Annotated in this window: 19 protein-coding genes; 9 read left to right on the top strand and 10 right to left on the bottom strand. The window is 35.5% G+C overall.

The features are described from left to right. Positions 1-30: 30 nt before the first annotated feature. From G7050_RS15345 to G7050_RS15375, 7 genes are all read right to left on the bottom strand, one after another. A complete protein-coding gene (locus tag G7050_RS15345) occupies positions 31-378 on the bottom strand; it encodes a DUF4348 domain-containing protein (RefSeq protein ID WP_166117015.1) in 348 nt (115 codons plus the stop codon). Positions 379-587: 209 nt separating this feature from the next. Continuing rightward, positions 588-1655, bottom strand: coding sequence for a 3-isopropylmalate dehydrogenase (leuB, locus tag G7050_RS15350; RefSeq protein WP_166117017.1), 1068 nt, complete (start codon positions 1653-1655; stop codon positions 588-590). Positions 1656-1735: 80 nt separating this feature from the next. Continuing rightward, the gene (locus G7050_RS15355; protein ID WP_166117019.1) at positions 1736-3247 is read right to left on the bottom strand and encodes an alpha-isopropylmalate synthase regulatory domain-containing protein; all 1512 of its coding nucleotides are present in this window, start codon (positions 3245-3247) and stop codon (positions 1736-1738) included. A gap of 80 nt (positions 3248-3327) precedes the next feature. Further along, a complete protein-coding gene (gene leuD, locus G7050_RS15360; RefSeq protein WP_166117021.1) occupies positions 3328-3918 on the bottom strand; it encodes a 3-isopropylmalate dehydratase small subunit in 591 nt (196 codons plus the stop codon). A 53-nt stretch (positions 3919-3971) separates the two neighbouring features. Beyond that, positions 3972-5363: a 3-isopropylmalate dehydratase large subunit gene (leuC, locus tag G7050_RS15365; protein ID WP_166117023.1), complete on the bottom strand. Its 1392-nt coding sequence runs from the start codon at positions 5361-5363 to the stop codon at positions 3972-3974. Then, on the bottom strand, positions 5360-6445 hold the full coding sequence (locus G7050_RS15370) for an acyltransferase (RefSeq protein ID WP_166117025.1): 1086 nt from the start codon (positions 6443-6445) through the stop codon (positions 5360-5362). Before G7050_RS15370 ends, leuC begins: the two co-directional genes overlap by 4 nt. A 15-nt stretch (positions 6446-6460) precedes the next feature. Further along, the gene (locus G7050_RS15375; protein WP_166117027.1) at positions 6461-7951 is read right to left on the bottom strand and encodes a 2-isopropylmalate synthase; all 1491 of its coding nucleotides are present in this window, start codon (positions 7949-7951) and stop codon (positions 6461-6463) included. A gap of 371 nt (positions 7952-8322) precedes the next feature. On the opposite strand from G7050_RS15375, the gene G7050_RS15380 reads away from it, so the two are divergent. The 6 genes from G7050_RS15380 (at position 8323) to G7050_RS15405 (ending at position 15330) form a co-directional block, all read left to right on the top strand. Further along, a complete protein-coding gene (locus G7050_RS15380) occupies positions 8323-8901 on the top strand; it encodes a uracil-DNA glycosylase family protein (RefSeq protein ID WP_370521861.1) in 579 nt (192 codons plus the stop codon). A 63-nt stretch (positions 8902-8964) separates the two neighbouring features. Then, a complete protein-coding gene (locus G7050_RS15385; protein ID WP_166117028.1) occupies positions 8965-9450 on the top strand; it encodes a GAF domain-containing protein in 486 nt (161 codons plus the stop codon). Between the two features lie 101 nt (positions 9451-9551). Then, positions 9552-11810 carry a GH92 family glycosyl hydrolase gene (locus G7050_RS15390; RefSeq protein WP_166117030.1) on the top strand — a complete coding sequence of 753 codons (2259 nt, stop codon included), beginning with the start codon at positions 9552-9554 and terminating at the stop codon, positions 11808-11810. Between the two features lie 205 nt (positions 11811-12015). After that, a complete protein-coding gene (locus G7050_RS15395) occupies positions 12016-14016 on the top strand; it encodes an SUMF1/EgtB/PvdO family nonheme iron enzyme (RefSeq protein WP_255499321.1) in 2001 nt (666 codons plus the stop codon). Positions 14017-14180: 164 nt separating this feature from the next. Beyond that, positions 14181-14717: a hypothetical protein gene (locus tag G7050_RS15400; RefSeq protein WP_166117045.1), complete on the top strand. Its 537-nt coding sequence runs from the start codon at positions 14181-14183 to the stop codon at positions 14715-14717. Positions 14718-14832: 115 nt separating this feature from the next. Continuing rightward, positions 14833-15330: a hypothetical protein gene (locus G7050_RS15405; RefSeq protein WP_166117047.1), complete on the top strand. Its 498-nt coding sequence runs from the start codon at positions 14833-14835 to the stop codon at positions 15328-15330. A 20-nt stretch (positions 15331-15350) separates the two neighbouring features. Here G7050_RS15405 and G7050_RS15410 read toward each other — a convergent pair whose 3' ends face one another. Then, positions 15351-17174 (bottom strand): U32 family peptidase, encoded by a 1824-nt coding sequence (locus G7050_RS15410; RefSeq protein ID WP_166117049.1) that lies wholly within the window; start codon positions 17172-17174, stop codon positions 15351-15353. A gap of 259 nt (positions 17175-17433) precedes the next feature. Here G7050_RS15410 and coaA point away from each other — a divergent pair, with 259 nt between their 5' ends. Genes coaA through metA form a run of 3 tightly spaced genes read left to right on the top strand, consistent with a single transcriptional unit; the run spans position 17434 to position 19997 of the window. Then, positions 17434-18375 carry a type I pantothenate kinase gene (coaA, locus tag G7050_RS15415; protein WP_166117051.1) on the top strand — a complete coding sequence of 314 codons (942 nt, stop codon included), beginning with the start codon at positions 17434-17436 and terminating at the stop codon, positions 18373-18375. A 56-nt stretch (positions 18376-18431) separates the two neighbouring features. Continuing rightward, positions 18432-18983 carry a DNA-3-methyladenine glycosylase I gene (locus G7050_RS15420; protein WP_166117053.1) on the top strand — a complete coding sequence of 184 codons (552 nt, stop codon included), beginning with the start codon at positions 18432-18434 and terminating at the stop codon, positions 18981-18983. Between the two features lie 60 nt (positions 18984-19043). Further along, a complete protein-coding gene (metA, locus tag G7050_RS15425) occupies positions 19044-19997 on the top strand; it encodes a homoserine O-succinyltransferase (protein WP_166117055.1) in 954 nt (317 codons plus the stop codon). 72 nt (positions 19998-20069) lie between these two features. Here metA and G7050_RS15430 read toward each other — a convergent pair whose 3' ends face one another. Together G7050_RS15430 and G7050_RS15435 are read right to left on the bottom strand one after the other, a co-directional pair. Beyond that, positions 20070-21413: an alpha-L-fucosidase gene (locus G7050_RS15430; protein ID WP_255499179.1), complete on the bottom strand. Its 1344-nt coding sequence runs from the start codon at positions 21411-21413 to the stop codon at positions 20070-20072. A 144-nt stretch (positions 21414-21557) separates the two neighbouring features. Further along, a complete protein-coding gene (locus G7050_RS15435; protein WP_166117057.1) occupies positions 21558-22370 on the bottom strand; it encodes a DUF4261 domain-containing protein in 813 nt (270 codons plus the stop codon). Between the last annotated feature and the right edge of the window lie 138 nt (positions 22371-22508).

Raw genomic sequence — 22508 nt, forward strand, 5'->3', positions numbered from 1 at the left:
CTAATAGAATGAAGATTGTGCATAATTTGATTATAAAAAAATACTTTTATAGTATATTAAATACCATTTTCCTTTTATCAGCTTGTATTTTAGCAATATATCAGTGTCCGAATTTTCTATATATATTCGATGAGTAACCACAGTCGATGTCTTGGTTATCTTTACTTTATATATACTTCGATCCACTTGACTAATGGGTACTTTCATCGGAATCCAATCATTTGCTTCTATAATCTTCAGATTTCTGCCAGGTTCCGATATGTCACACTTTAGAGGAAAAGTTACCCTTGATTTTTGAAATTTGGCATCAGACATGAATTTTGAGTAAAAGCTGTCAAAATCTTCGCCTTTCTTTTTGGATATTCCTTCTGTTTTCACTTTAAGGTTTTGTTTTTCTTTTGTTGTTTTGCAACTTAAAAGAAATATACAGCATAACCCAACTATAATAAATAAGATATGATGATTTCTCATATAAAAAATATATTTGTTTGACCAGAATTTGGCATTTGAGCCAAAATATAGAAATAAAAAAGTGAGTGACAAAAAATCACTCACTTTTTAAGTTTTATTCCTTTTTATTTAAAGGGCTATCTTTTTACAAAATCAACAATCCAATCTCCAACTTCAGATGTCGTATAGGATTTTCCGTTAGAAGCAATATCTTCCGTTACAATGCCTTCTTCTAAAGACGCATTTACTGCATCACGAATGATTTTTCCTTCTTTTTGTAAATCAAAAGCATACTCGAACATCATCGCTGCCGATAATATGGTAGCCACAGGATTCGCAATATTCTTGCCTGCTGCCTGAGGATAAGACCCGTGAATAGGTTCAAATACCGATGTGTGTATACCAATGGATGCCGATGGCAACATACCTAATGAACCTGTAATAACAGAAGATTCGTCAGTAAGAATATCACCGAATAAGTTTTCTGTAACTAATACATCAAAACGTTTTGGCCATTGAATAATCTGCATAGCAGCATTATCAACAAACATATATTCTGTTTCAACATCAGGATACTGTTTCTCGATTTCTTGAGCTACTTCTCTCCATAAACGAGAAGTACAAAGCACATTTGCTTTATCTACAACTGTCACTTTTTTGCGACGTTGGCGTGCATATTTGTAAGATAGATGAAGTATGCGTTCTACTTCTTCACGAGTATACACACAAGTGTCATACGCAGTATTTCCATCCTCGCTTCTTCCTTGAGGACGTCCAAAATAAAGACCTCCTGTTAGTTCACGTATGCACATAAAATCAGCACCGTCAACTAGTTCTGCACGAAGAGGCGATTTGTGTATTAACGATGGGAATGTATTGATAGGACGAAGATTTGCATATAATCCCAGATCTTTGCGCATTTTCAATAAACCTTGCTCGGGTCTAACTTTTGCCGATGGGTTGTTATCATATTTAGGATCTCCGATAGCACCAAATAAAACAGCATCAGATTCCATACAAAGTTCGTGTGTAGCATCAGGGTAGGGGCTTCCCACTTCATCAATGGCACATGCTCCTACAATACCATATTCATATGATAATTCGTGACCGAATTTCTCGCAAACAGCTTCAGTAACTCTTAAAGCTTGTCCAATAATCTCAGGACCAATACCATCTCCGGGTAGTACCGCAATATTTAATTTCATATCCTAATTGTTTTTTGAAATATGTGTTTTATATGTTTTTATTTTCTTCTACGTATCTGTAATAAGAAAGGTCTGTGACCTTACATATCTTCAATAATATTCAACATCTTTTCTGTAGCTTTTACAGCTGCTTCCGTTTGATCAGCATCTAATCCTCTTGTCTTAAACACTTTATCATTGAATTTCCATGAGATAACAGTTTGCACCAAAGCATCTGTGCGTCCTCCCGGAGGAATAATTACTGAGTAGTTTACCAGATCGGGTTTAGGCTTATCTAATTTTGTGTAAATTTTCCACAATGCTTTCGAGAATGCATGATATTGTCCGTCACCCGGTGCCGTTTCTTCGTATTCTTTTCCATTTATCTCGATGCGAACAGAAGCCGAAGGACGTACTCCTTTTGACAATATAAAGGCAAAAGCTATTATTTTTACTTGTTTGTCTTTTTCGCTGTTTCTCAGAACATCAGAGATTATATAAGGTAGGTCTTCCTGGGTGATGACTTCTTTCTTGTCACCCAATTCTATGACCCGATTGGTAACCTTTGCCATTTCGGTTTCATCCAGCTCTATGCCTAAAGCTTCGATATTTTTTCGAATATTGGCTTTACCAGACAATTTGCCTAAGGCATATTCTCTCACCCTGCCAAATCGTTCGGGGTATAAATCGTTATAATACAAATTGTTTTTATTATCTCCATCTGCGTGAATTCCGGCACATTGAGTAAAAACATTCTCTCCTACAATAGGCTGATTCGCAGATATTGTTAAGCCAGAATAGGTTTCAACAACACGGCTTACACGATTTAATTTTTCTTCCTTGATTGTGGTTTCAACATTCAAATGATCATGCAAAACAGCAATAACACTCGATAAGCTTGCATTTCCGGCACGCTCACCTAAACCATTCATCGTAACATGTACACCTTGTACTCCAACTTCCACAGCTACCATAACATTGGCAACTGCTAAATCATAATCATTGTGTGCATGAAAATCAAAATGTAGTTTCGGATATCGTTTAGTCATTCTGCGACATGCCCTCCAAGTGGTATGTGGATTGAGTATACCCAAAGTATCAGGAAGCATAAAACGTTTGATTGGCATATCTTTTAGGTTATCAACCATAAAGTATACGTAATCTTCCGAATTAAGAATACCATTAGACCAATCTTCAAGGTAAATATTCACATTCAACCCCATCTCTTGTGCCAAATATACTTCGGCTTTTATATCATCAAGATGTTCTTGGGGTGTTTTGCGTAGTTGCTCAGTTACATGCTTGTAAGAACCTTTAGTTAAAAGGTTTACTGTATTACATCCAACATCTTTAATCCATTGTAGAGAAGCCCCTTTATCGATAAAACCTAAAATTTCGATCTGATCGATATATCCGGCACCTCTAGCCCAATCCGTAATTTTTTTTACTGTTTTAAATTCACCATCCGATACACGGGCTGATGCAATTTCGATGCGGTTGACTCCCAGATCAACCAACAACAGGTGGGCAATACTTAATTTCTCTTGCGAGGAAAACGAAACTCCTGAAGTTTGTTCACCGTCACGCAAGGTGGTATCCATTATTTCTAACATAGGCGTAAGTTAAGTATTCTGCAAAAAAGAATCAATGTGCCTATTCAATTTAAAACAGGCACATATCAAATTAATCTGATTTATAATATCTGATCTTTTTCGTATTCTTCTATAAGGGCTTTTTTTGATAGTAGATAATCAATATCATCTAAGCCTTTAAGTAAACACTCTTTTTTATAAGGGTTTATTTCAAAAGATTCTGATTTTCCTGTAGCATTATTGGTTATCGTCTGTTTTTCCAGATTGATTGTTAGAGTTGCTTTAGGATCTTTATTTACACTGTCAAATATTTCAGCTAAAAATTCAGAGCTAACAATAACAGGCAATAGACCGTTATTCAATGAATTATTTTTAAAAATATCAGCAAAAAAACTAGATACTACAGCTTTAAATCCATATCCCACGATAGCCCATGCAGCATGCTCACGACTAGAGCCGCTACCGAAGTTTTTTCCTGCTACCAAAATTTCACCACTGTATGTTAGGTTATTCAATACAAAGTCAGCTTTAGGTTTTCCTTCTTTGTCATAACGCCAGTCAGCAAATAAATTGTCTCCAAAGCCTTCTTTTGTTGTAGCTTTTAAGAAACGGGCAGGTATAATTTGATCTGTGTCCACATTCTCAATGGGTAGTGGAACATATGTTGATGTTAATGTTTGAAACTTTTCCATTTTATATTTTACTTTTATTAGAAAATTAAGTAATGTAAAATAGGTCTTCGACCTTAAAACGTTCTTGGGTCTGTTATCTTCCCTGTAATTGCTGCTGCTGCCGCAACTAATGGACCAGCCAAAATAGTACGTGCTCCGGGACCTTGGCGACCTTCGAAGTTACGGTTTGATGTTGAAATTGCATATTTGCCTGCGGGAACTTTATCATCGTTCATGGCCAGACAAGCCGAGCATCCGGGTTGACGCAAAGCAAAACCTGCTTCAATAAGAATGTCGTATAAACCTTCTTCACGTATTTGTTGTTCAACCATCCAACTTCCGGGAACAAGCCAAGCTATAACATTTTCGGCTTTTTTCTTTCCTTTAATAAAATTAGTAAATGCACGGAAATCTTCGATACGACCATTCGTACAGCTACCTAAAAATACGTAGTCAATTGGTTTCCCTTCCAATTTCTCTCCCGGTTTGAAACCCATATAATCCATTGATTTCTGGAACGAGATACGACCTGCTTCGTCTATTTCATCTAATGTAGGAATAGTGTCATTTACAGCCATCCCCATACCCGGATTGGTTCCGTAGGTAATCATTGGTTGAATATCAGCCGCATCGTATACTAATTCTTTATCGAATTTTGCACCTTCATCTGTTTTCAATGTTTTCCAATACGCTAAAGCTTTATCCCAAGCTTCTCCTTTAGGTGCAAATTCACGACCTTTTACATAAGCAAAGGTAGTCTCGTCCGGAGCAATTAATCCTCCACGAGCACCCATTTCGATACTTAAGTTACAAAGGGTCATTCTTTCTTCCATCGACATATTGCGAATAGCTTCTCCTGCATACTCAACAAAATAGCCGGTAGCTCCACCTGTAGTAAGTTTAGCAATCATATAAAGAGCTAAGTCTTTAGCTGTAACGTCTTTATTTAATTTGCCATTAAAGGTGATACGCATCGTTTTAGGACGACTTTGTAATATACACTGAGTGGCAAGTACCATTTCAACTTCGGAAGTGCCGATACCAAAAGCAATTGAACCAAAAGCTCCGTGTGTAGAAGTATGACTGTCTCCACAAACGATAGTCATCCCCGGTTGAGTATAACCGTTTTCCGGCCCGATGATATGAACAACACCATTCTTTTTATTTCCCAAAGCATATAATGTCAATCCAAATTCAGCAGCGTTTTTAGACAACGTATCCAGCTGATTTCTTGAAATCGGATCTTTAACCGGTTGGTCTTGATTAATTGTTGGGGTATTGTGGTCTGCTGTTAAAGTTGTTTTGTCAGGACGGAGCACTGTAAGTCCTCTGGTTCTTAATCCATTAAAAGCTTGCGGGCTTGTTACCTCATGGCAGAAATGTCTGTCAATATACAATTGAGTGGGGCCGTCTTCTACGGTTGATACTGTGTGGGCATCCCAAATTTTGTCGAATAATGTTTTCATGCTGAAATATTATTTGTTGATCTTTTTTTGATTAGTTTTTTTCCTAGATTTTGTCCGGGAACTTCTATAAATTTATATGAGAAATAAGAAATTGTATAAGTTAAAACGGAAACTAAAATATATAAAAGGATATAGTTTATTATGGACGTAAATAAATTGGTAACAGGTATAATACGTCCTATTCCAAAGCTATTCATCATTATAATAAGAAAGAAATGCACAATATACATACTAAAACTCACTTGACCGACTTTAGACAACCATTTATTACAAAGTATTTTGTATGGTTTCTTTTGCAATACGAAAATAGCGATACAAAATATGATTGTGTAAAATAAATAATAGGGTACTCCCATATAAGTAAATAGAAACAATGCTATTATGAGTAGTAACCATGTCTTGTTATTTATCTTAGTATAACTCTCTTTAGTTAACCAATAAGCAAATATTCCGATAAAGAATACAGGTAATTGGTAATAGAAGCTTATCTGATGAAAATCTAATTGGAAAAATACAAACCTATCCTTAACAATATACATAAACAGTGTTGCAACTATCAGACTGGTAAACAGGGCAACCGCTGACATATTTATATTCTTGATCCGTGATGCGATAAATGGAAATATAATGTAAAATAAAAACTCTACCGAAATAGACCATCCTCCGGGTACTATAGTTTTGATCCAATAAGGATTAAGTGTATTTAAGAATAAGAAATTACTTATGTACCACGGTGTTGTTAAAGTATCCCAGTTTTGTGCATCTAAGTGAATGTAATATGCTGTTATAACTAATATAGCCAAATAATACATGGGAGCTATTCTGAAAAAACGCCTGATATAAAAATTTGATGTTCCGTTCTTTTCACCAGCTCTTCTCTCAAAAGAAAACATTAGAGTAAAAGAACTGATTATGAAAAATAATTGAACGCCAATTCTCCCATTATATAGAATCCCAAATAGTAAATCAGGAAAATATTCGGTTGTTGAAATCTTGAAGAAATTACCAACATGTACCATTAAAACCATTAATACGGCAATTCCTCGTAAACTATCTATGTATTCGTATTTTTTAGTTTCCACTAATTAGCGATTGGTTTATTTTACAAATTTATTAATTGCATTGATAAATGCTTCAACAGATGCTGCTACAATATCGGTATTTGCTGAAAAACCATAATAATTTAGTCCTTCGTGCTCTACTTGCATATGTACCTTACCTACATCATCGCTTCCTTTATTGATAGCCTGAATTAAAAATTCCTGTATAATAGTTTCGCGACGAATTATCTGTTTTACCGCTTTAATTGCTGCATCAACAGGTCCATTACCTGAAGCTGATGCCTCGAATTTTTCACCGGCAATATCAATGCCAACGTTAGCAATACAGCGAACTCCGATACCTGATGTTACTTGCAGATAGTCTAACTTAATGCGATGCATTTTATCAGTTTCTTTTCCGGCAAGAATCAGAATATCTTCATCCGTAATATCTTTCTTTCGGTCTGCAAGTTCTAAAAAACGCTGATATATTTCGGCTAATTCACTATCATTAACTTCAATTCCTAAAATACTCAATCTATTCTTTAAAGCTGCACGTCCGCTACGGGCAGTAAGTACAATCGCATTATCATCTATACCGACATCTTTGGGGTCGATAATTTCATAAGTCGACATATTTTTAAGTACTCCATCCTGATGTATTCCCGATGAATGTGCAAATGCATTTCTACCTACAATAGCTTTATTGGGCTGCACAGGCATATTCATTAAACTGGATATCATACGACTCATAGGATATATCTTTTGAGTATTGATATTCATTTCGATATCCAATTCCTTATGACTCTTTATTGCCATAACAACTTCTTCTAAAGAGGTGTTTCCTGCACGTTCGCCAATTCCATTAATCGTAACTTCAACCTGACGTGCACCATTCAATACTCCCATAATAGAATTGGCTGTTGCCATTCCTAGATCTTGGTGACAATGTGTCGAAAGGATGGCATTTTTCATGTCTACATGATCGATCAGGTATTTAATTTTCGCACCATATTCTGTTGGTAAACAATAGCCTGTTGTATCAGGAATATTTACTACAGTGGCTCCTGCATTGATAACAGCTTGTACCACTCTTGCCAAATAAGCATTATCGGTTCTGCCTGCATCTTCTGCATAAAATTCAACATCTTCTACAAAGCGTTTTGCATATTTTACGGCAGCAATGGCACGTTCTACAATTTCGTCCTGTGTAGAGTTAAACTTATGTTTTATATGGAAATCAGAAGTTCCGATTCCTGTATGTATACGTTTTTTCTTGGCATACTTGAGAGCTTCGGCAGCAACTTCTATATCTTTTTCAACGGCACGTGTGAGTGCACAGATAGTAGGCCATGTAACGGCTTTAGAAATTTCCACTACTGAATTGAAGTCTCCGGGACTTGATACGGGAAAACCAGCTTCTATAACATCAACACCGAGAGCTTCGAGAGATTTGGCTACTTCTATTTTTTCAATAGTATTCAACTGGCAACCGGGAACCTGCTCTCCATCTCTTAATGTCGTGTCAAAAATAAATAATTTGTCCATATATAATTTGTCTAAAGTATGTTTCTATTGTTAGCAAACCGCTGATCTATTTAATAAAATAGCCCTTCTCTTAGAGTGAGAAAGGCTATTGCTATATCTGTTTTAATTATTCAACTACTACGCAACACTACTCACTCTAAGATTTTCCCAGAGCAGAATGATAGAGCTAAGAATGTTCGTGAATAATTTCATTTCGATTTGAATTTTTATTTAGTAAGAGCAAAAATATAACATATTTCTTTAATTGCAAATAAAAAGACATATTATTTGCAATAATTGATGTTTTATTAGGTGGAGAGGAACAAAAACAGATAGAAAATATTTTTATTATCTTCGTTGTGATAAGACAGGGATCAATACTCAACAGAATTATGAAAGATATAGAATATCACCCTTTACCTTTTTTCTTGCCCGCTGATACTCAGTTAATCATGTTGGGAAGCTTTCCGCCTAAACAAGAACGCTGGTCGATGAACTTCTTCTATCCCAATTTCCAGAATGACATGTGGAGAATATTCGGATTGATTTTTTTTCAGAATAAAGATCATTTTTTACTTGCTGACAGAAAAGCTTTTAATGAAGAAAGTATAAGAGAGTTTCTCTCCTATAAAAAAATAGGCATAGGAGATACAGCAAGAGCAGTAATAAGACACAAAGATAATGCATCGGATAATTTTCTGGAAGTAGTAGAAGTAACCGATTTAGGTGCTATTCTGCATCAAGTATCAACATGCAGGGCTATTGTTACGACCGGACAAAAAGCTACCGATACATTAATCTCTTTTGTTCAGACTACCGAACCTAAAATCGGAGACTTTTCATCTTTCGAATTTCAAGGAAGACCAATGCGTTTATATCGTATGCCGTCATCATCAAGAGCCTATCCAAAATCGTTAGCAGGAAAAGCCGAAATATACCAAAGTATGTTTGAGCAGTTGGGAATGCTTTGATTTTCTTATTTAAAATAGACTTTGAGACTTTAGTAATTTTATAAAAAGCAATATCTTTATAGCATGGCTGAAAAAATAGATGTATTAAAAGATGGTTCCAGAGAGGAGCAATATCAAAATATCCTACCTCAAATAAAAGCATTACTCGAAGGGGAGTCAGATACTATTGCCAATTTGGCTAATATATCGGCTGTTTTAAAAGAAGCTTTTAGTTTTCTCTGGGTGGGTTTTTACATAGTTAAAGGAGAGCAATTGGTATTAGGTCCTTTTCAGGGACGGATAGCTTGCACCCGCATAAATTATGGCAAAGGAGTATGCGGAACGGCATGGAAAGAGAATCGCACGATAACAGTTGCAGATGTTAATACTTTTGCCGGACATATTGCTTGTGATAGTGAATCACGTTCGGAAATTGTAATACCAATACAAAAACAAGGCAAGGTTGTAGCTGTACTTGACGTTGACAGTGAGATAGAAGCCAATTTTTCGGAAGTAGATGCTAAATATCTACAGGAAATAGTCTGTATCTTAGAAAATATATATTCTTAAGATTTCATTCCTTTTATCGCTTTAGGAGTAGGGACGAAAGTTTATGTCTGTAGATACAACCGAAATATATCATTAAATATTTTCAATTACTAAATTATATCATGAGAAAAACATTCCTTTATTTATTTTTAGGTTGTTTCAGTATAGTTGCTGCTCAAACAGAACCGGTTGATTATGTCAATCCGTTCATCGGTACAACTAATTACGGAACAACAAACCCGGGAGCCATGTGCCCTCAAAGTTTTATGTCGGTGACCCCTTTTAATGTAATGGGCTCAGACTTAAATAAAAGAGATAAAGATACCGGATGGTGGTCTACACCATATAGTTTCGATAACAAATACTTTACAGGGTATGCTCATGTAAACCTCAGTGGGGTAGGTTGCCCCGATATGAGCAGCCTTTTATTGATGCCTACATCAGGCGATTTGGAAGTCGATTATCGAAAATACGGAAGTGAATATAAAAACGAAACTGCATCGCCCGGATATTACTCGAATTTACTGACAAAATATAATATCAAAACAGAGGTAAGTGCAACCCCACGTGTTGGAATTGCACGTTTTACTTTTCCCAAAGGGCAAGCTAATATATTATTAAATCTAGGAGAAGGGCTTACTAACGAATCGGGTGCTATGATTCGTAGAGTAAGTCCTACAGAAATAGAAGGAACTAAGCTTTTAGGTACATTCTGTTATACAGCTTCGCAAGCAGTATTTCCAATCTATTTTGTTATGAGGGTTAATAAGACGCCAGAAAATACAGGATATTGGAAATTACAGCGTCCCGGTGAAAAATGGGAACGTGAATGGAATTCCGATGCCGGAAAATACAAGTTGTATACAAGATATGACAAGGAAATCGCCGGGGATGATGTGGGTGCTTATTTTACTTTCGATGCAAAAGAAGGCGAAACTATCGAAGTTCAGATGGGTGTTTCTTTTGTTAGTATCGAAAATGCACGATTAAATTTGGAGACAGAGCAACCTAAAGCAGATTTTGACGCAGTGCATAAGGCTGCTCGTAAAAGCTGGAATGATGATCTTTCCCGAATAATAGTAGAGGGTGGAACTGATGATCAAAAAACAGTATTTTATACAGGGCTTTATCATGCACTGGTACATCCGAATATTCTGCAAGACGTAAACGGACAATATCCGGCTATGGAAAGTTCTGAAATTAAAACGACCAATGAGAATCGTTATACAGTATTTTCTCTTTGGGATACATATCGCAATGTACACCAATTGATGACACTGGTATATCCTGAGCGTCAGATTCAAATGATGCATACCATGATAGATATGTACAAAGAACACGGATGGTTACCTAAGTGGGAGTTGTACGGACGTGAGACTTATACAATGGAGGGTGACCCTTCGATCCCTGTTATTGTAGATGCTTGGTTTAAAGGATTGAAAGATTTTGATGTGAATACAGCTTATGAGGCAATGTATAAATCGGCAACCTTACCAAGTAAAGAAAATTTGATGCGTCCTGATAATGACGATTATATGAAGCTTGGTTTTGTTCCTTTGCGTGGCGAGTTTGATAACTCGGTATCTCATGCTTTGGAATACTACATTGCAGACTGGAACTTAGCTCGTTTTGCTGAAGCTTTAGGTAAAAAAGAGGACGCAAAACTATTTTATAAAAGATCGTTGGGCTATAAACATTATTACGATAAAGAAACGGGGGCATTCCGTCCGATATTACCCGATGGAACATTCTTAACGCCGTTTAATCCTACTCAGGGAATGAATTTCGAACCAAATCCCGGATTTCACGAGGGATCTTCTTGGAATTATACATTTGCTGTACCGCATGATATACCCGGATTAGCCAAGATTATGGGAGGCGACAAAGCTTTTGTCAATAAATTACAGTCGGTATTCGACAAAGGATATTTCGATGTTACTAATGAACCTGATATAAATTACCCTCATTTCTTTAGTAATTTTAAAGGAGAAGAGTGGAGAACTCAAAAATTGGTAAAACAACTGTTAAACGATCACTTCACCAATTCACCCGGAGGATTACCCGGAAATGATGATACAGGAACATTATCAACATGGGCTGTATTTAATATGATGGGTTTTTACCCCGAATGTCCGGGGCGACCTGATTATACTTTGGTAACACCTACGTTTGACAAAATAACGATCAAACTGAATCCTGACTATTATAAGTCCGATAAAGTAGTTATAGAATCCGTAAAACCAATGGATACAGCCAATGCAAATTATATCGGTAGCCTTCGAATTGATGGAAAAGAGCATAATAGCTTTAGAATTACTCATGATGAGTTAACCGGAGCTAAAGAAATAAGATATTTATTAAAACCAATAGCCGATAAATAAAATAAGTCCACAGAACTATTTATTGCTTTGGGAAGCAAAACAACAATAGGTTGTTATGCTTTTAAAATGTATCATTAAATATTTTCTTTTACTTATTATAATTTATTATTGATAAATTTAAAGACTCATATCTCAATTGCAGGTATGAGTCTTTATTCTTAAAAAGAAACTCTCAAACTGAGAAATAAGTCTAATACTTTTTCATATTATGAATAGAATCATCTTATTATTTATAGCTGTTTCTTTGCATGTCGGAATTTATGCACAAACCGAAAAGAATAGTGTAGGAATAGACCTGATTCAGATTCCTGCGGGTTATTTTTGGATGGGGTCCGAAGGTAAAGGTGAAAACTATGATGAAGCACCTATGCACAAAGTAATTATCAGTAAGCCTTTTAAAATGGGAGTAACTGAGGTGACAAATGTACAATACGAGCAGTTTGATCCATCGCATTCTAAATACAGGGGACGATATGGATTATCTGAAAGTGACGATGATGCTGTTATATATGTCAATTATCATGAGGCAGTAGAATTCTGTAAATGGCTATCCGAGAAAGAGGGTAAAACATACCGCTTACCAACAGAAGTAGAATGGGAATATGCGTGTCGTGCGGGTACTTATTCTCTCTTTTATACAGGTGATTACTTGCCGGACTCTTTCCTTAAAAACCAAAAATTATATCGTGATCCAGTAGCTGTTTCTTTACAAGTAGGCCAAACCAAACCCAATAATTTAGGTCTGTATGATATGCATGGAAATGTCGAGGAATGGTGTTTAGACTGGTATGCACCATATAGTAAAAACGACAATCAAACTGATCCATTGGGCGGAAAAGATGGTTTATTTAGAGTTACCCGTGGTGGAAGCCACGGCACACCCACTGAATACCTTCGATCGGCAAATCGCATAGCAATGATTCCCGAAGATAAGCATTGGCTTACAGGGTTTAGAATCGTGCAGGCCGAATATCCTAGTAGTAACGATTATGTCGATCAGATTTCAATACCAATCAATATGTTGAATGTAAATCAGAGTCAACATATTTGGACAAAAGAGACAAAGGCTATATTCAAAGAACCAGTAAGATACGTTGTTGCTCCCGATTGCAAATCAGGCACTCCATTTTATTCACATAACCATTGCCCGACTATAACATGGTGTAATAATGGTGACTTATTAGCTGTCTGGTTTACAGCAGAACAAGAAAACGGACGGGGAATAGAAATTATTGGAAGCAGATTACGAAAAGGACAAAGCGAATGGGAAGCTGCCTCGCGTTTTTTTAAAGTACCCGATCGTAATATGACAGGGTCAGCCTTATTTAATAAAGGAGGTGATACCCTGATGTACTTCAATGGGGTAGAAGCTGCCGGAGATTGGCAGAATCTGGCAATAGTTCAACGAATCAGTACTGATAATGGGGCAACTTGGAGCAAACCACAAATAATAGCTTCTGAACATGGCAAACGTAATCAGGTTATATCAGGCACTATCCGGACTTCTAAAGGATGGCTGATACAGGCTGCCGATGCAACTCCTGAGGGTGAGGGAGGTACGGCAATTCATATAAGTAAAGACGGTGATAAAACATGGTGTGATCCGAATAGTGGTATCCCGAATAATTTTACAGAAGGTGGAACAGGCAGTAATATTGCAGGTATACATGCCGGAATAGTAGAGTTGAAAAATGGTGATCTTATGGCTTTAGGACGTGGTGATGCTATCAAAAACAAAGAAGGATTGCTTCGTATGCCTATGAGTATTTCAACCAATATGGGGCAAACTTGGCAATACACCGCATCAGAATTACCTCCAATAGATGGAGGACAGCGTTTGGTATTAATGAGGCTAAATGAAGGTCCACTAATCGTGATATCTTTTACCCATCATCCATATCGTTTAAAAAACAATGGCGAAGAAGGCATGACATTTATTGATTCTGAAGGTAAAGAGTTTATCGGATACGGGGCTTATGCTGCATTATCTTGGGATGAAGGTAAAACATGGCCTGTAAAGAAACTAATTACAGACGGAAAAGAACGATTATTATATGGGCAAGCATGGACCGGACATTTCTTAATGGACAAAACTCATGCTGAACCTCGTGGCTATCTTGCTGCGACACAGTCTCCTGATAATATGATACATCTGATAAGTAGTGGGATACATTATCAGTTTAACCTAAAGTGGCTTATTGAATAAATCAATATAAAACTTTAGTAAGAGCAACTGTTATATATGCTTGTTTCACAGTTGCTTTTCTTAATTAACACTTATAGATGTCAAGCTTATGTAAACTTAACTTTTTTGCATAAAATGCAACTATACAATTAGATAGTTTTGTGAAAATATCTAATTACACTGTGATGATACTTCTAAAACCTTATTCTTATACAACAATTACATTCTGTATTATAACTATATCGATTCAAGCTCAATCGTTATCAATAAACGATGACCGAAAACGATTCCTTTTAGAAGATATTAAACCGCCTCAGACAAAATCAAAGCTCATTTTAGAACAAGATAAATCATCTTCTAAAGCTATAAGTAATGAAGATTTATTAGGCATTAGTAAAAAATATAAATCGGGAGGTGAAAAGTTTGATGATAAATACGATACAAAGACTCTGGAATCAACAATGAAAGGCTTTAATTTTCTTGAAAATGACAGTTGTACGTCTACAAAGACCGTTCTTAACGGAGGGAAAGCATATCTTATTCCCGTAAAAGACTCCGATCGTCAGCTAGACAAACTATCTCAAAAAGAACGTATGCAAGGTGTCATGATAAATGCTACTGTTGGTGGGTTTAATTTTAGCGGATGGGAGAAAAAGAAGCTATCTAAAAAGTCGAAGGAAATATTGCAAAACCTTTACAGAATACAAGTTCAAGAAGAATAAAAGCTTCATGAACTTAATTAATATTTATAGATGTAAAGCTTATGTAACCTTAACGTTTTTGTATATAAAGCAACATTCCCTTTTAGTAGTTTTGCACAAATAGAAAATCAAGGGAATGGATCTCCGTCAGAAATATGTTACAAGTTTTGTTTTTGTAGTTATATCAATATCGATACAAGCACAAAATCTTAAATCTTCCATTAAAGATGATATAAAGAAAGATCTGTTGAAACAGATAAAACCAACACTTTCGACTCCCGGTTCCACCATGGAGAAATCTCCTTTAAACTCGAAAGCTGTACAGGAAGACAATCTTCTTGAGTTTTACAAAAAATACAAATCAGGTTCAGGAGGCGCTGAATTCGAAACAAAATACCAGATTAGTCCTAACGTAACTACATATAACGGAAAAGATCCCATTAATAAGCAATCGGATGGTCATGTTGAACCTGTATTCCAAGGTGGACATTGGATTTTAGCAAATCCAACAAGGCGAGTTGATGGATTAGTTGTACCTTCCGGAATGGATCTTGCAGGAGGTGGTAAAAAGAAATTATCAAAAAAATCAAGAGATATTCTAACAAATGTTTTGGGTATGTCAATAGATGAATAATCACGATTATTGATACATTATTAATCATTGAAAACTTTCATCTCACAATTTTTACAATCAAACTCAAGCCTCAATTTGGTTGCATTGTATAATAAATGAAATGGTTCTTGATAGGGTGGGCGAGTAGACGTTTCTTTAGGACAACATCCCATTGATTGCTTAATACAATGGCGTGTAAACATCAATGGTACACCTTTCTGAGCTTTCTTTTCGAAAGCAACTTGTTCTATTGTAGATTGATGCTGTATATAAAATTGTTTACTCTTATCATTCGAGACATTGCCTAAATAAGTAATTTTTTTTGTCGGAAAAGAATGAGATGTTTGGATATGAATCACCTCTTCTTGTGGATATTCTTCCAAACGTTTTTCTAAAAGCAAATCGGTTAAACTTCGTCTCCATTCCGAAATTACAGAAGCAGGAATAAACCAATTATCAGTTAATCTTATTTTGACATCAGTTACCCTGAAAATAGTATTACCTGTTTTACTCAGGTTATTCTTTATATTTTCGGTTTGATCTTTTTGGGCTAGTTCTTTATTATAATTGATGTCTAAAGAAGTCTCAATACCATCTTCGTCTTCTATAGTCAGTTTAAATCCATCCTTCGTTTCTGAAAGAACTATATCAGCATTAATTTTACGGTCTGCCGATTTTTTATTCAAGACTTTCTCAAATTCGTGATCATAGTTTCTATAAACGAAAGTGCCTTTTCTCAAAGACAAATGACTTTCAGCCGGAAAAACCTTCTCTCCTTCGATCTTATTAACTCGTAAGCCTTGTAATTCTTTCGCATCATTCAAAAAACAAAGACCATCTCCATTATTAAGCTGTTTCGTTCCTGATAAAGTAAAAAAACGATCAAACACTTCTTTTATTTTACCAATAGGTTCACCTATCGATTTTGGAGAATCTATAGACCACATATCGGGAGTCCGACCATTAAAAAAGTACTCGGTATATCCTCTGTTGAAACTTTTTTCGAGATTAGGAGTAAATGTATAAGTACTTTTCCCTGTAGAAGCTCGTATATATTGTTTGCGATGAGCTAATATTTCATCTAATTTCTGTCTATAATAGGTTACTACATTTTTCACATACGACAAATCTTTTAACCGCCCTTCAATCTTAAGAGAGCTGACTCCGGCATCTATCATTTCTTCAAGATGATCCGATAAATTCAGATCTTTCATTGAGAGCAAATGCTTCTTTTGTACGACACTCTTTCCCTCATTATCCGTAAGAGTATAAGGCAAACGGCAAAATTGTGCACACGAACCCCTATTGGCACTTCGGTTTGATATCGCTTCACTCAAATAACATTGTCCACTATAACATACGCACAGGGCTCCATGTACAAATGCTTCCAGAGGGGTAGATATTTCTGATGCAATTTCCTTAATTTCAGACATTGTCAATTCACGGGCTAATACAATCTGAGAAAAACCGGCTTGTTCCAGAAATTTAGCTTTTTCAGCAGTTCTGTTATCATTTTGAGTACTCGCATGCAAAGGAATAGGAGGGAGGTTGAGCATCATAATACCCATATCCTGTATAATCAGAGCATCAACTTTAGCATTGTATAATTCCCAAATCAGCTTTTCCGTTTCAGCCAATTCATCATCTTTTATAATAGTATTTAAAGCAACATAAACCCGTGCTTTAAATTGATGTGCATACTTAGCTAAAGCCTCTATATCCTCTAAAGTATTTCCTGCATTGGCACGTGCACTAAACTTAGGTGCACCGATGTATACAGCATCAGCACCATGGTTAATAGCCTCAATTCCACATTCCAAGTTTTTGGCAGGAGCAAGTAATTCTATTTTTCGAGCGTTTATCAATTGATTCGTATTTATGAAACGACAAAGATACTAAATATTGGATTCTTATAATAGCATTTTATTTCTACCTAGTTCTATTTTCGACTAAATCGAGAGACCTTTATTTCTTTTTTGTTAGTCTCGTAAATAAATTTTGTACTTTTGTCCGCAATAAGGTCTTAGACCTTTTTATTGCTTTGGTAAGCACTATTAATTAGTCCTGAGAAATATAGCAATAGATAGTTTGTAAAATTAGTATCGAAACCTGAGACAATAATAAATGGATATTTCTTCTCAGAGCCCTTATATGCTGTTTAATCGCGACAAGTGGGCTGCTCTAAGACAATCGGAACCAATGACTCTTACCCAAGAAGAACTGGAAGAATTAAAAGGTATAAATGAAGAACTATCGATGGAGGAAGTTCAGGATATATACCTGCCTTTGACCCGATTGTTGAGTTATTATGTAAATGCAACAAAAAGCAGGCAAGCTGCCATGATGGAATTTCTGAATGAAAAGGCATTGAAAATTCCATTTATTATAGGTGTCGCAGGAAGTGTCTCTGTTGGGAAGAGTACTACAGCCCGTGTGCTCGAAGCATTAATAAGCCGCTGGAAAGAAAACTCAAAAGTTGCACTTATTACGACTGATGGTTTTTTATATCCTAATGCTATTCTCGAGGAAAAAGGATTGATGTTGAAAAAAGGTTTCCCCCAATCATATGATATACATCGCTTACTTCAATTTGTAAGTGATGTTAAGTCAGGAAAACCGGAAGTCAAAGCACCCAAATACTCACATCTTATCTATGATGTTATCCCCGATGAGTATGAGATAATTAAACAACCTGATATTTTGATAATAGAAGGGTTAAATGTTTTGCAAAGCGGAATGGATTATCCCAAAAGCAAACCCAGAGTTTTCGTGTCTGACTATCTGAATTTTTCGATTTACGTAGATGCCGAAGAAGATATGCTTGAACAGTGGTATGTATCTCGATTTATGAAATTCAGAAACGGAGCATTTACTGATCCAAAATCATATTTTTACAGTTTTACCCAACTTACAGATGCCAATGCTATCAATATGGCCAAAAGTATTTGGAGAGAAATAAACCGAAAAAATCTGAGGAAAAATATACTTCCCACACGTGAACGTGCAAGTCTTATCTTACATAAGAGTGAAGACCATAGGGTCGATTATGTTCGATTAAGAAAGTAATGTAAAAGGCTACATTTAGTAATATAAATAATTCATAATACAATAAATCTCAGAATATGACTTATTGCGAATTTGTAAATAATCTATCAAAAGAAGATAATAATCCGAATAAAGATTACCACGATAATCATTATGGCTTTCCGATCATTGATGATAATGAACTTTTCGAAAGGTTAGTTCTCGAGATTAATCAAGCCGGATTAAGTTGGCTTACGATTCTGAAAAAACAGAATAATTTTAGAGAGGCATATAGCTATTTTGATATAAAAACCGTAGCGAATTATAGTGATAAGGATATAGAACGGCTACTTAATGATACGGGAATCATAAGAAACAAATTGAAGATTAATGCTGCAATACATAATGCTAAAGTTATTGTAGAATTACAGAATGAATTTGGTTCCTTTAAAAACTGGATAGATGCGTATCATCCTAAAACAAAGGAAGAATGGGTGAAAATATTCAAGAAAACGTTTAAGTTCACCGGTGGTGAAATAGTTAATGAGTTCTTGATGAGTACTGGATATTTAGCAGGTGCCCATGACCTTAATTGCCCAATTCACAGTAAAGTGCTGGCGTTAAAACCAGCATGGAATGTAAAAGTATAGTTATATTTGATACCTTTTTATATCTTTATTGTTTCAATTGACTAAAAGACCAAATAGGATATGCCCGTAACACTACCAGATAACTTACCTGCAATAGAAATTCTTAAGAAAGAGAATATATTTGTCATGACTCAGCTTAGAGCCAAAGAGCAAGATATACGTCCTTTAAAGGTACTTATACTTAATCTGATGCCTATCAAAATAGCTGCAGAAACAGACTTGGTTCGCCTGTTGTCGAATACTCCATTGCAAATAGAGGTTGATTTTCTGAAACTCTCGACTCATCAATCTAAAAATACACCTATAGAGCATATGGAAACGTTTTATAAGGAATTTAGTGAGGTTAGTCAAAGTAATTACGATGGTCTTATAGTAACTGGTGCTCCTGTTGAACTGATGGAATTTGAAGAGGTTAACTATTGGCCGGAAGTTTCTGCTGTCTTTAATTGGGCACGTAATCACGTGACATCTACTTTCTATATATGCTGGGCTGCACAGGCAGCATTGTATAACTTTTATGGAGTGCCTAAATATCTTATGGACGAAAAGATATTCGGTGTATTTAAGCATACCATAAACGATAGAAGTTTCCCTTTATTCAGGGGGTTTGATGATGAGTTTTATGCTCCTCATAGCCGTCACACAGAAATACATAGGGAGGATATTGAAAAACATCCCGATCTGAAGATATTAGCTGAGTCGGATGAAGCCGGAATCTATATTGTTGTTGGACGTGGCGGACGAGAGTTTTACGTAACAGGTCATTCGGAATATTCACTTTATACTCTTCATAATGAGTATATAAGAGATTTGGAAAAGAATTTACCGATAAATATTCCAAAACATTATTACAGGCAGGACAACCCTGATTTAAAGCCCATTTCACGTTGGACGGGGCATGGGAATCTGTTATTTAATAATTGGATTAATTATTTCTTATACCAAGAAACTCCATTCGATTTATCTCAAGTACCTCAATTGGAAAGTCTCGAACTCAAGCGAGAATCAGAATAAGCATAGTAAGTCTATAAAATAAAAGGCTGTTCGAAATACTTCGAACAGCCTTTTATTTTATAGAATGTGTTATTATAATTCTTTAGATACTTCTGCTTTTAATACTTGTACAGAACAATCTTTAAATAAACTTTGAGGTATATTGAAAGTTACTCCGTCATTTTCTTTGGAAAACGAAATCGGCATATTAGATTCTAATACAGCACAATTTTTAATGGTAGAAACATCAAAAGGTAAATGAACTTTATCTGTAGCGTTAGTCAAACTTATATACAAATAATGTTTGCTATTCTCTGATTTCTGAGCCAGATATACTCCGACAGAAGTCTCTACCTTTACAGGTTTTGTTCCATATATAGATTCTTGATTAGGAATCATCCATGCACCCATTTCTCTCAATCGACGAGTAGCTGCCTTAGGGAATGTACCATCGGGTTTAGGACCTATATTTAAAAGGTAGTTACCTCCTTTTGATACATTATTCACTAAATAACCCAACATTTCAGAAGATGGCTTCCACGCATAGTCCTTGGCATGCCATCCCCATGAATGTACCATCGTTGCAGGGGTTTGCCAAGGTTTATCTAACATTTTATCAGGATACTGATTGTCGTGCATTTCAAGAAAATCAATATTATCTCCCGGATTTAAATAAGATATACGTCCGTTTATCAAGCATTTTGAGCTGTTTTCACGCACAAGAGCAATGAGTTCATCACGACGTTTATCGGTTATATGAGTTGGCCAGTCCCACGTATCGAACCATAATAAATCGGGATCAAAATTGACCAATAATTCTTTTACTTGTGGTAAAGATTTCTCTTGCCAATATTTTTCAAACTGATCATCGGGAACCATCGGCATCCAGTTTGGCATACCTCCACCCGGGTATTCCCAGTCTTGCCAATGTGAATAGTAAAAACCGTACTTAATTCCATATTTTTTGCAAGCGGCTACCAATTCGGCTAAAATATCTCTTTTGAAAGGAGTATTAGTCACTTTAAAATCAGAAACTTTGGTATCCCATAACGCAAAACCATCGTGATGTTTTGAAGTTATTACAAAATAGCGCATTCCAGCATTCTTAGCTTCTGAAATCCATGCATCAGCATCAAAGTTGACAGGATTAAAAGTCTTGGCAAGCGTTTTATATTCATTACTCGGAACTTCTAATCGCATCTGAATCCATTCTGCATACCAGGTGTTTCCGTTTTCTAAGGTGCTGTCCGGTAATGTCCTATTTTTATAACTGCCTTCGAGCATCGAATAAAGTCCCCAGTGGATAAACATTCCAAACTTTGCATCCTTGAACCATTCTGCTTTTTGAGGATCAAGAGATAAAGATTTATTCTGAGCAAATGTCAAATTTGCACACATACATAAACCAAGAATAATACAAAATAATTGTCGCATCATTAATTTATTGTTTTAGAATTTAAAGTTAAGATTTCATACTTTCATTACTTTTATAAGAGGATTATATCAAGAAACCTTGATAATCGAAGTAATAGAATAAAGATAAATCAAAATCTGATCATATAGAAAATATAAGCTTATAATTTATAACGCAAACTTTGTACTCAATCCATCTACATGAATTCCTTTAGATAGAGAAACATATAGTTTTATACTTTCCGAAAGGTTATAAATTTCACCATCCTGAAATTTAGCATCTTTGCCTATTATATGTGAACTGATATTTAAAATCATTCGATACAAGCGATTTGCATCAAGTGGAGACCCAATAATCTCAATTTCATTTTTATTGAAATTAAACATACCATAGGTATATGCATCAATTCCCAAAGGTGTTTGTCTCATTCCAATATATATCCATGCAGGTACAGGTATTCTGTTCATTTTTAAATCATCTACAGCTGCCAAATAATGATCTTTATGTAATAATAGAGTCTCATTTCCCTGATAGATAGCAATACAATTTTCACAAGTTATCAAAATTGAACATAACAATTTACTCAAAATAGTAAAACGCTCTACAGGAGTTTTGTTTCCTCCCAAAATTGATACTATAGCATGTCCTGTTTGCTTTTCGAGTTCTTTTGAAGCATTAACCCAAGTGTAAGCATAGGGAATCACTTCATCCAGCTCTTCTTTGGGAATGGGAATAGGCATATTGCCAAGAGCAACCATTACCCCATCAATATCAAAAGATGCAGCATCATTATCTCCCTCGATATTAATAACACTAAGTCCCCAAAAACTTCTAAGGTTATCTACCACTTTGTTTAATTTAAGAGAACCTCCGTTTATAAAAATGGGCATTGCCAGGAGAACTGTTTTTTCACTTTCTTTGTTTTCTGTTTGTGTTTCGACCTCGTTACTTTTTCTTCTAAAAAAACTTAATAATCTCATAATTCATGTGTAATTTTGAATAAACCGATGCTTAAAGAGATACTCAATAAACAATTTATCAGCCTAAGGTAATAAATATTTATCAGAAATTTAAGATTCCTTATTATAAGAAAGTCAATCAGTTAATGACAATCTTTA

The organism is Dysgonomonas sp. HDW5A (assembly GCF_011299555.1).
GTDB lineage: Bacteria > Bacteroidota > Bacteroidia > Bacteroidales > Dysgonomonadaceae > Dysgonomonas_A.

Bases quoted from the DNA above. Each gene is read 5' to 3' on its own strand.
- G7050_RS15355 (WP_166117019.1), bottom strand. From the start codon at position 3,247: ATGTTAGAAATAATGGATACCACCTTGCGTGACGGTGAACAAACTTCA.
- G7050_RS15420 (WP_166117053.1), top strand. From the start codon at position 18,432: ATGACTTATTGCGAATTTGTAAATAATCTATCAAAAGAAGATAATAAT.
- G7050_RS15385 (WP_166117028.1), top strand. From the start codon at position 8,965: ATGGCTGAAAAAATAGATGTATTAAAAGATGGTTCCAGAGAGGAGCAA.
- G7050_RS15375 (WP_166117027.1), bottom strand. From the start codon at position 7,951: ATGGACAAATTATTTATTTTTGACACGACATTAAGAGATGGAGAGCAG.
- leuC (WP_166117023.1), bottom strand. From the start codon at position 5,363: ATGAAAACATTATTCGACAAAATTTGGGATGCCCACACAGTATCAACC.
- G7050_RS15405 (WP_166117047.1), top strand. From the start codon at position 14,833: ATGGATCTCCGTCAGAAATATGTTACAAGTTTTGTTTTTGTAGTTATA.
- G7050_RS15435 (WP_166117057.1), bottom strand. From the start codon at position 22,370: ATGAGATTATTAAGTTTTTTTAGAAGAAAAAGTAACGAGGTCGAAACA.
- G7050_RS15390 (WP_166117030.1), top strand. From the start codon at position 9,552: ATGAGAAAAACATTCCTTTATTTATTTTTAGGTTGTTTCAGTATAGTT.
- metA (WP_166117055.1), top strand. From the start codon at position 19,044: ATGCCCGTAACACTACCAGATAACTTACCTGCAATAGAAATTCTTAAG.
- G7050_RS15430 (WP_255499179.1), bottom strand. From the start codon at position 21,413: ATGATGCGACAATTATTTTGTATTATTCTTGGTTTATGTATGTGTGCA.
- G7050_RS15400 (WP_166117045.1), top strand. From the start codon at position 14,181: ATGATACTTCTAAAACCTTATTCTTATACAACAATTACATTCTGTATT.
- coaA (WP_166117051.1), top strand. From the start codon at position 17,434: ATGGATATTTCTTCTCAGAGCCCTTATATGCTGTTTAATCGCGACAAG.
- leuD (WP_166117021.1), bottom strand. From the start codon at position 3,918: ATGGAAAAGTTTCAAACATTAACATCAACATATGTTCCACTACCCATT.
- G7050_RS15380 (WP_370521861.1), top strand. From the start codon at position 8,323: ATGAAAGATATAGAATATCACCCTTTACCTTTTTTCTTGCCCGCTGAT.
- leuB (WP_166117017.1), bottom strand. From the start codon at position 1,655: ATGAAATTAAATATTGCGGTACTACCCGGAGATGGTATTGGTCCTGAG.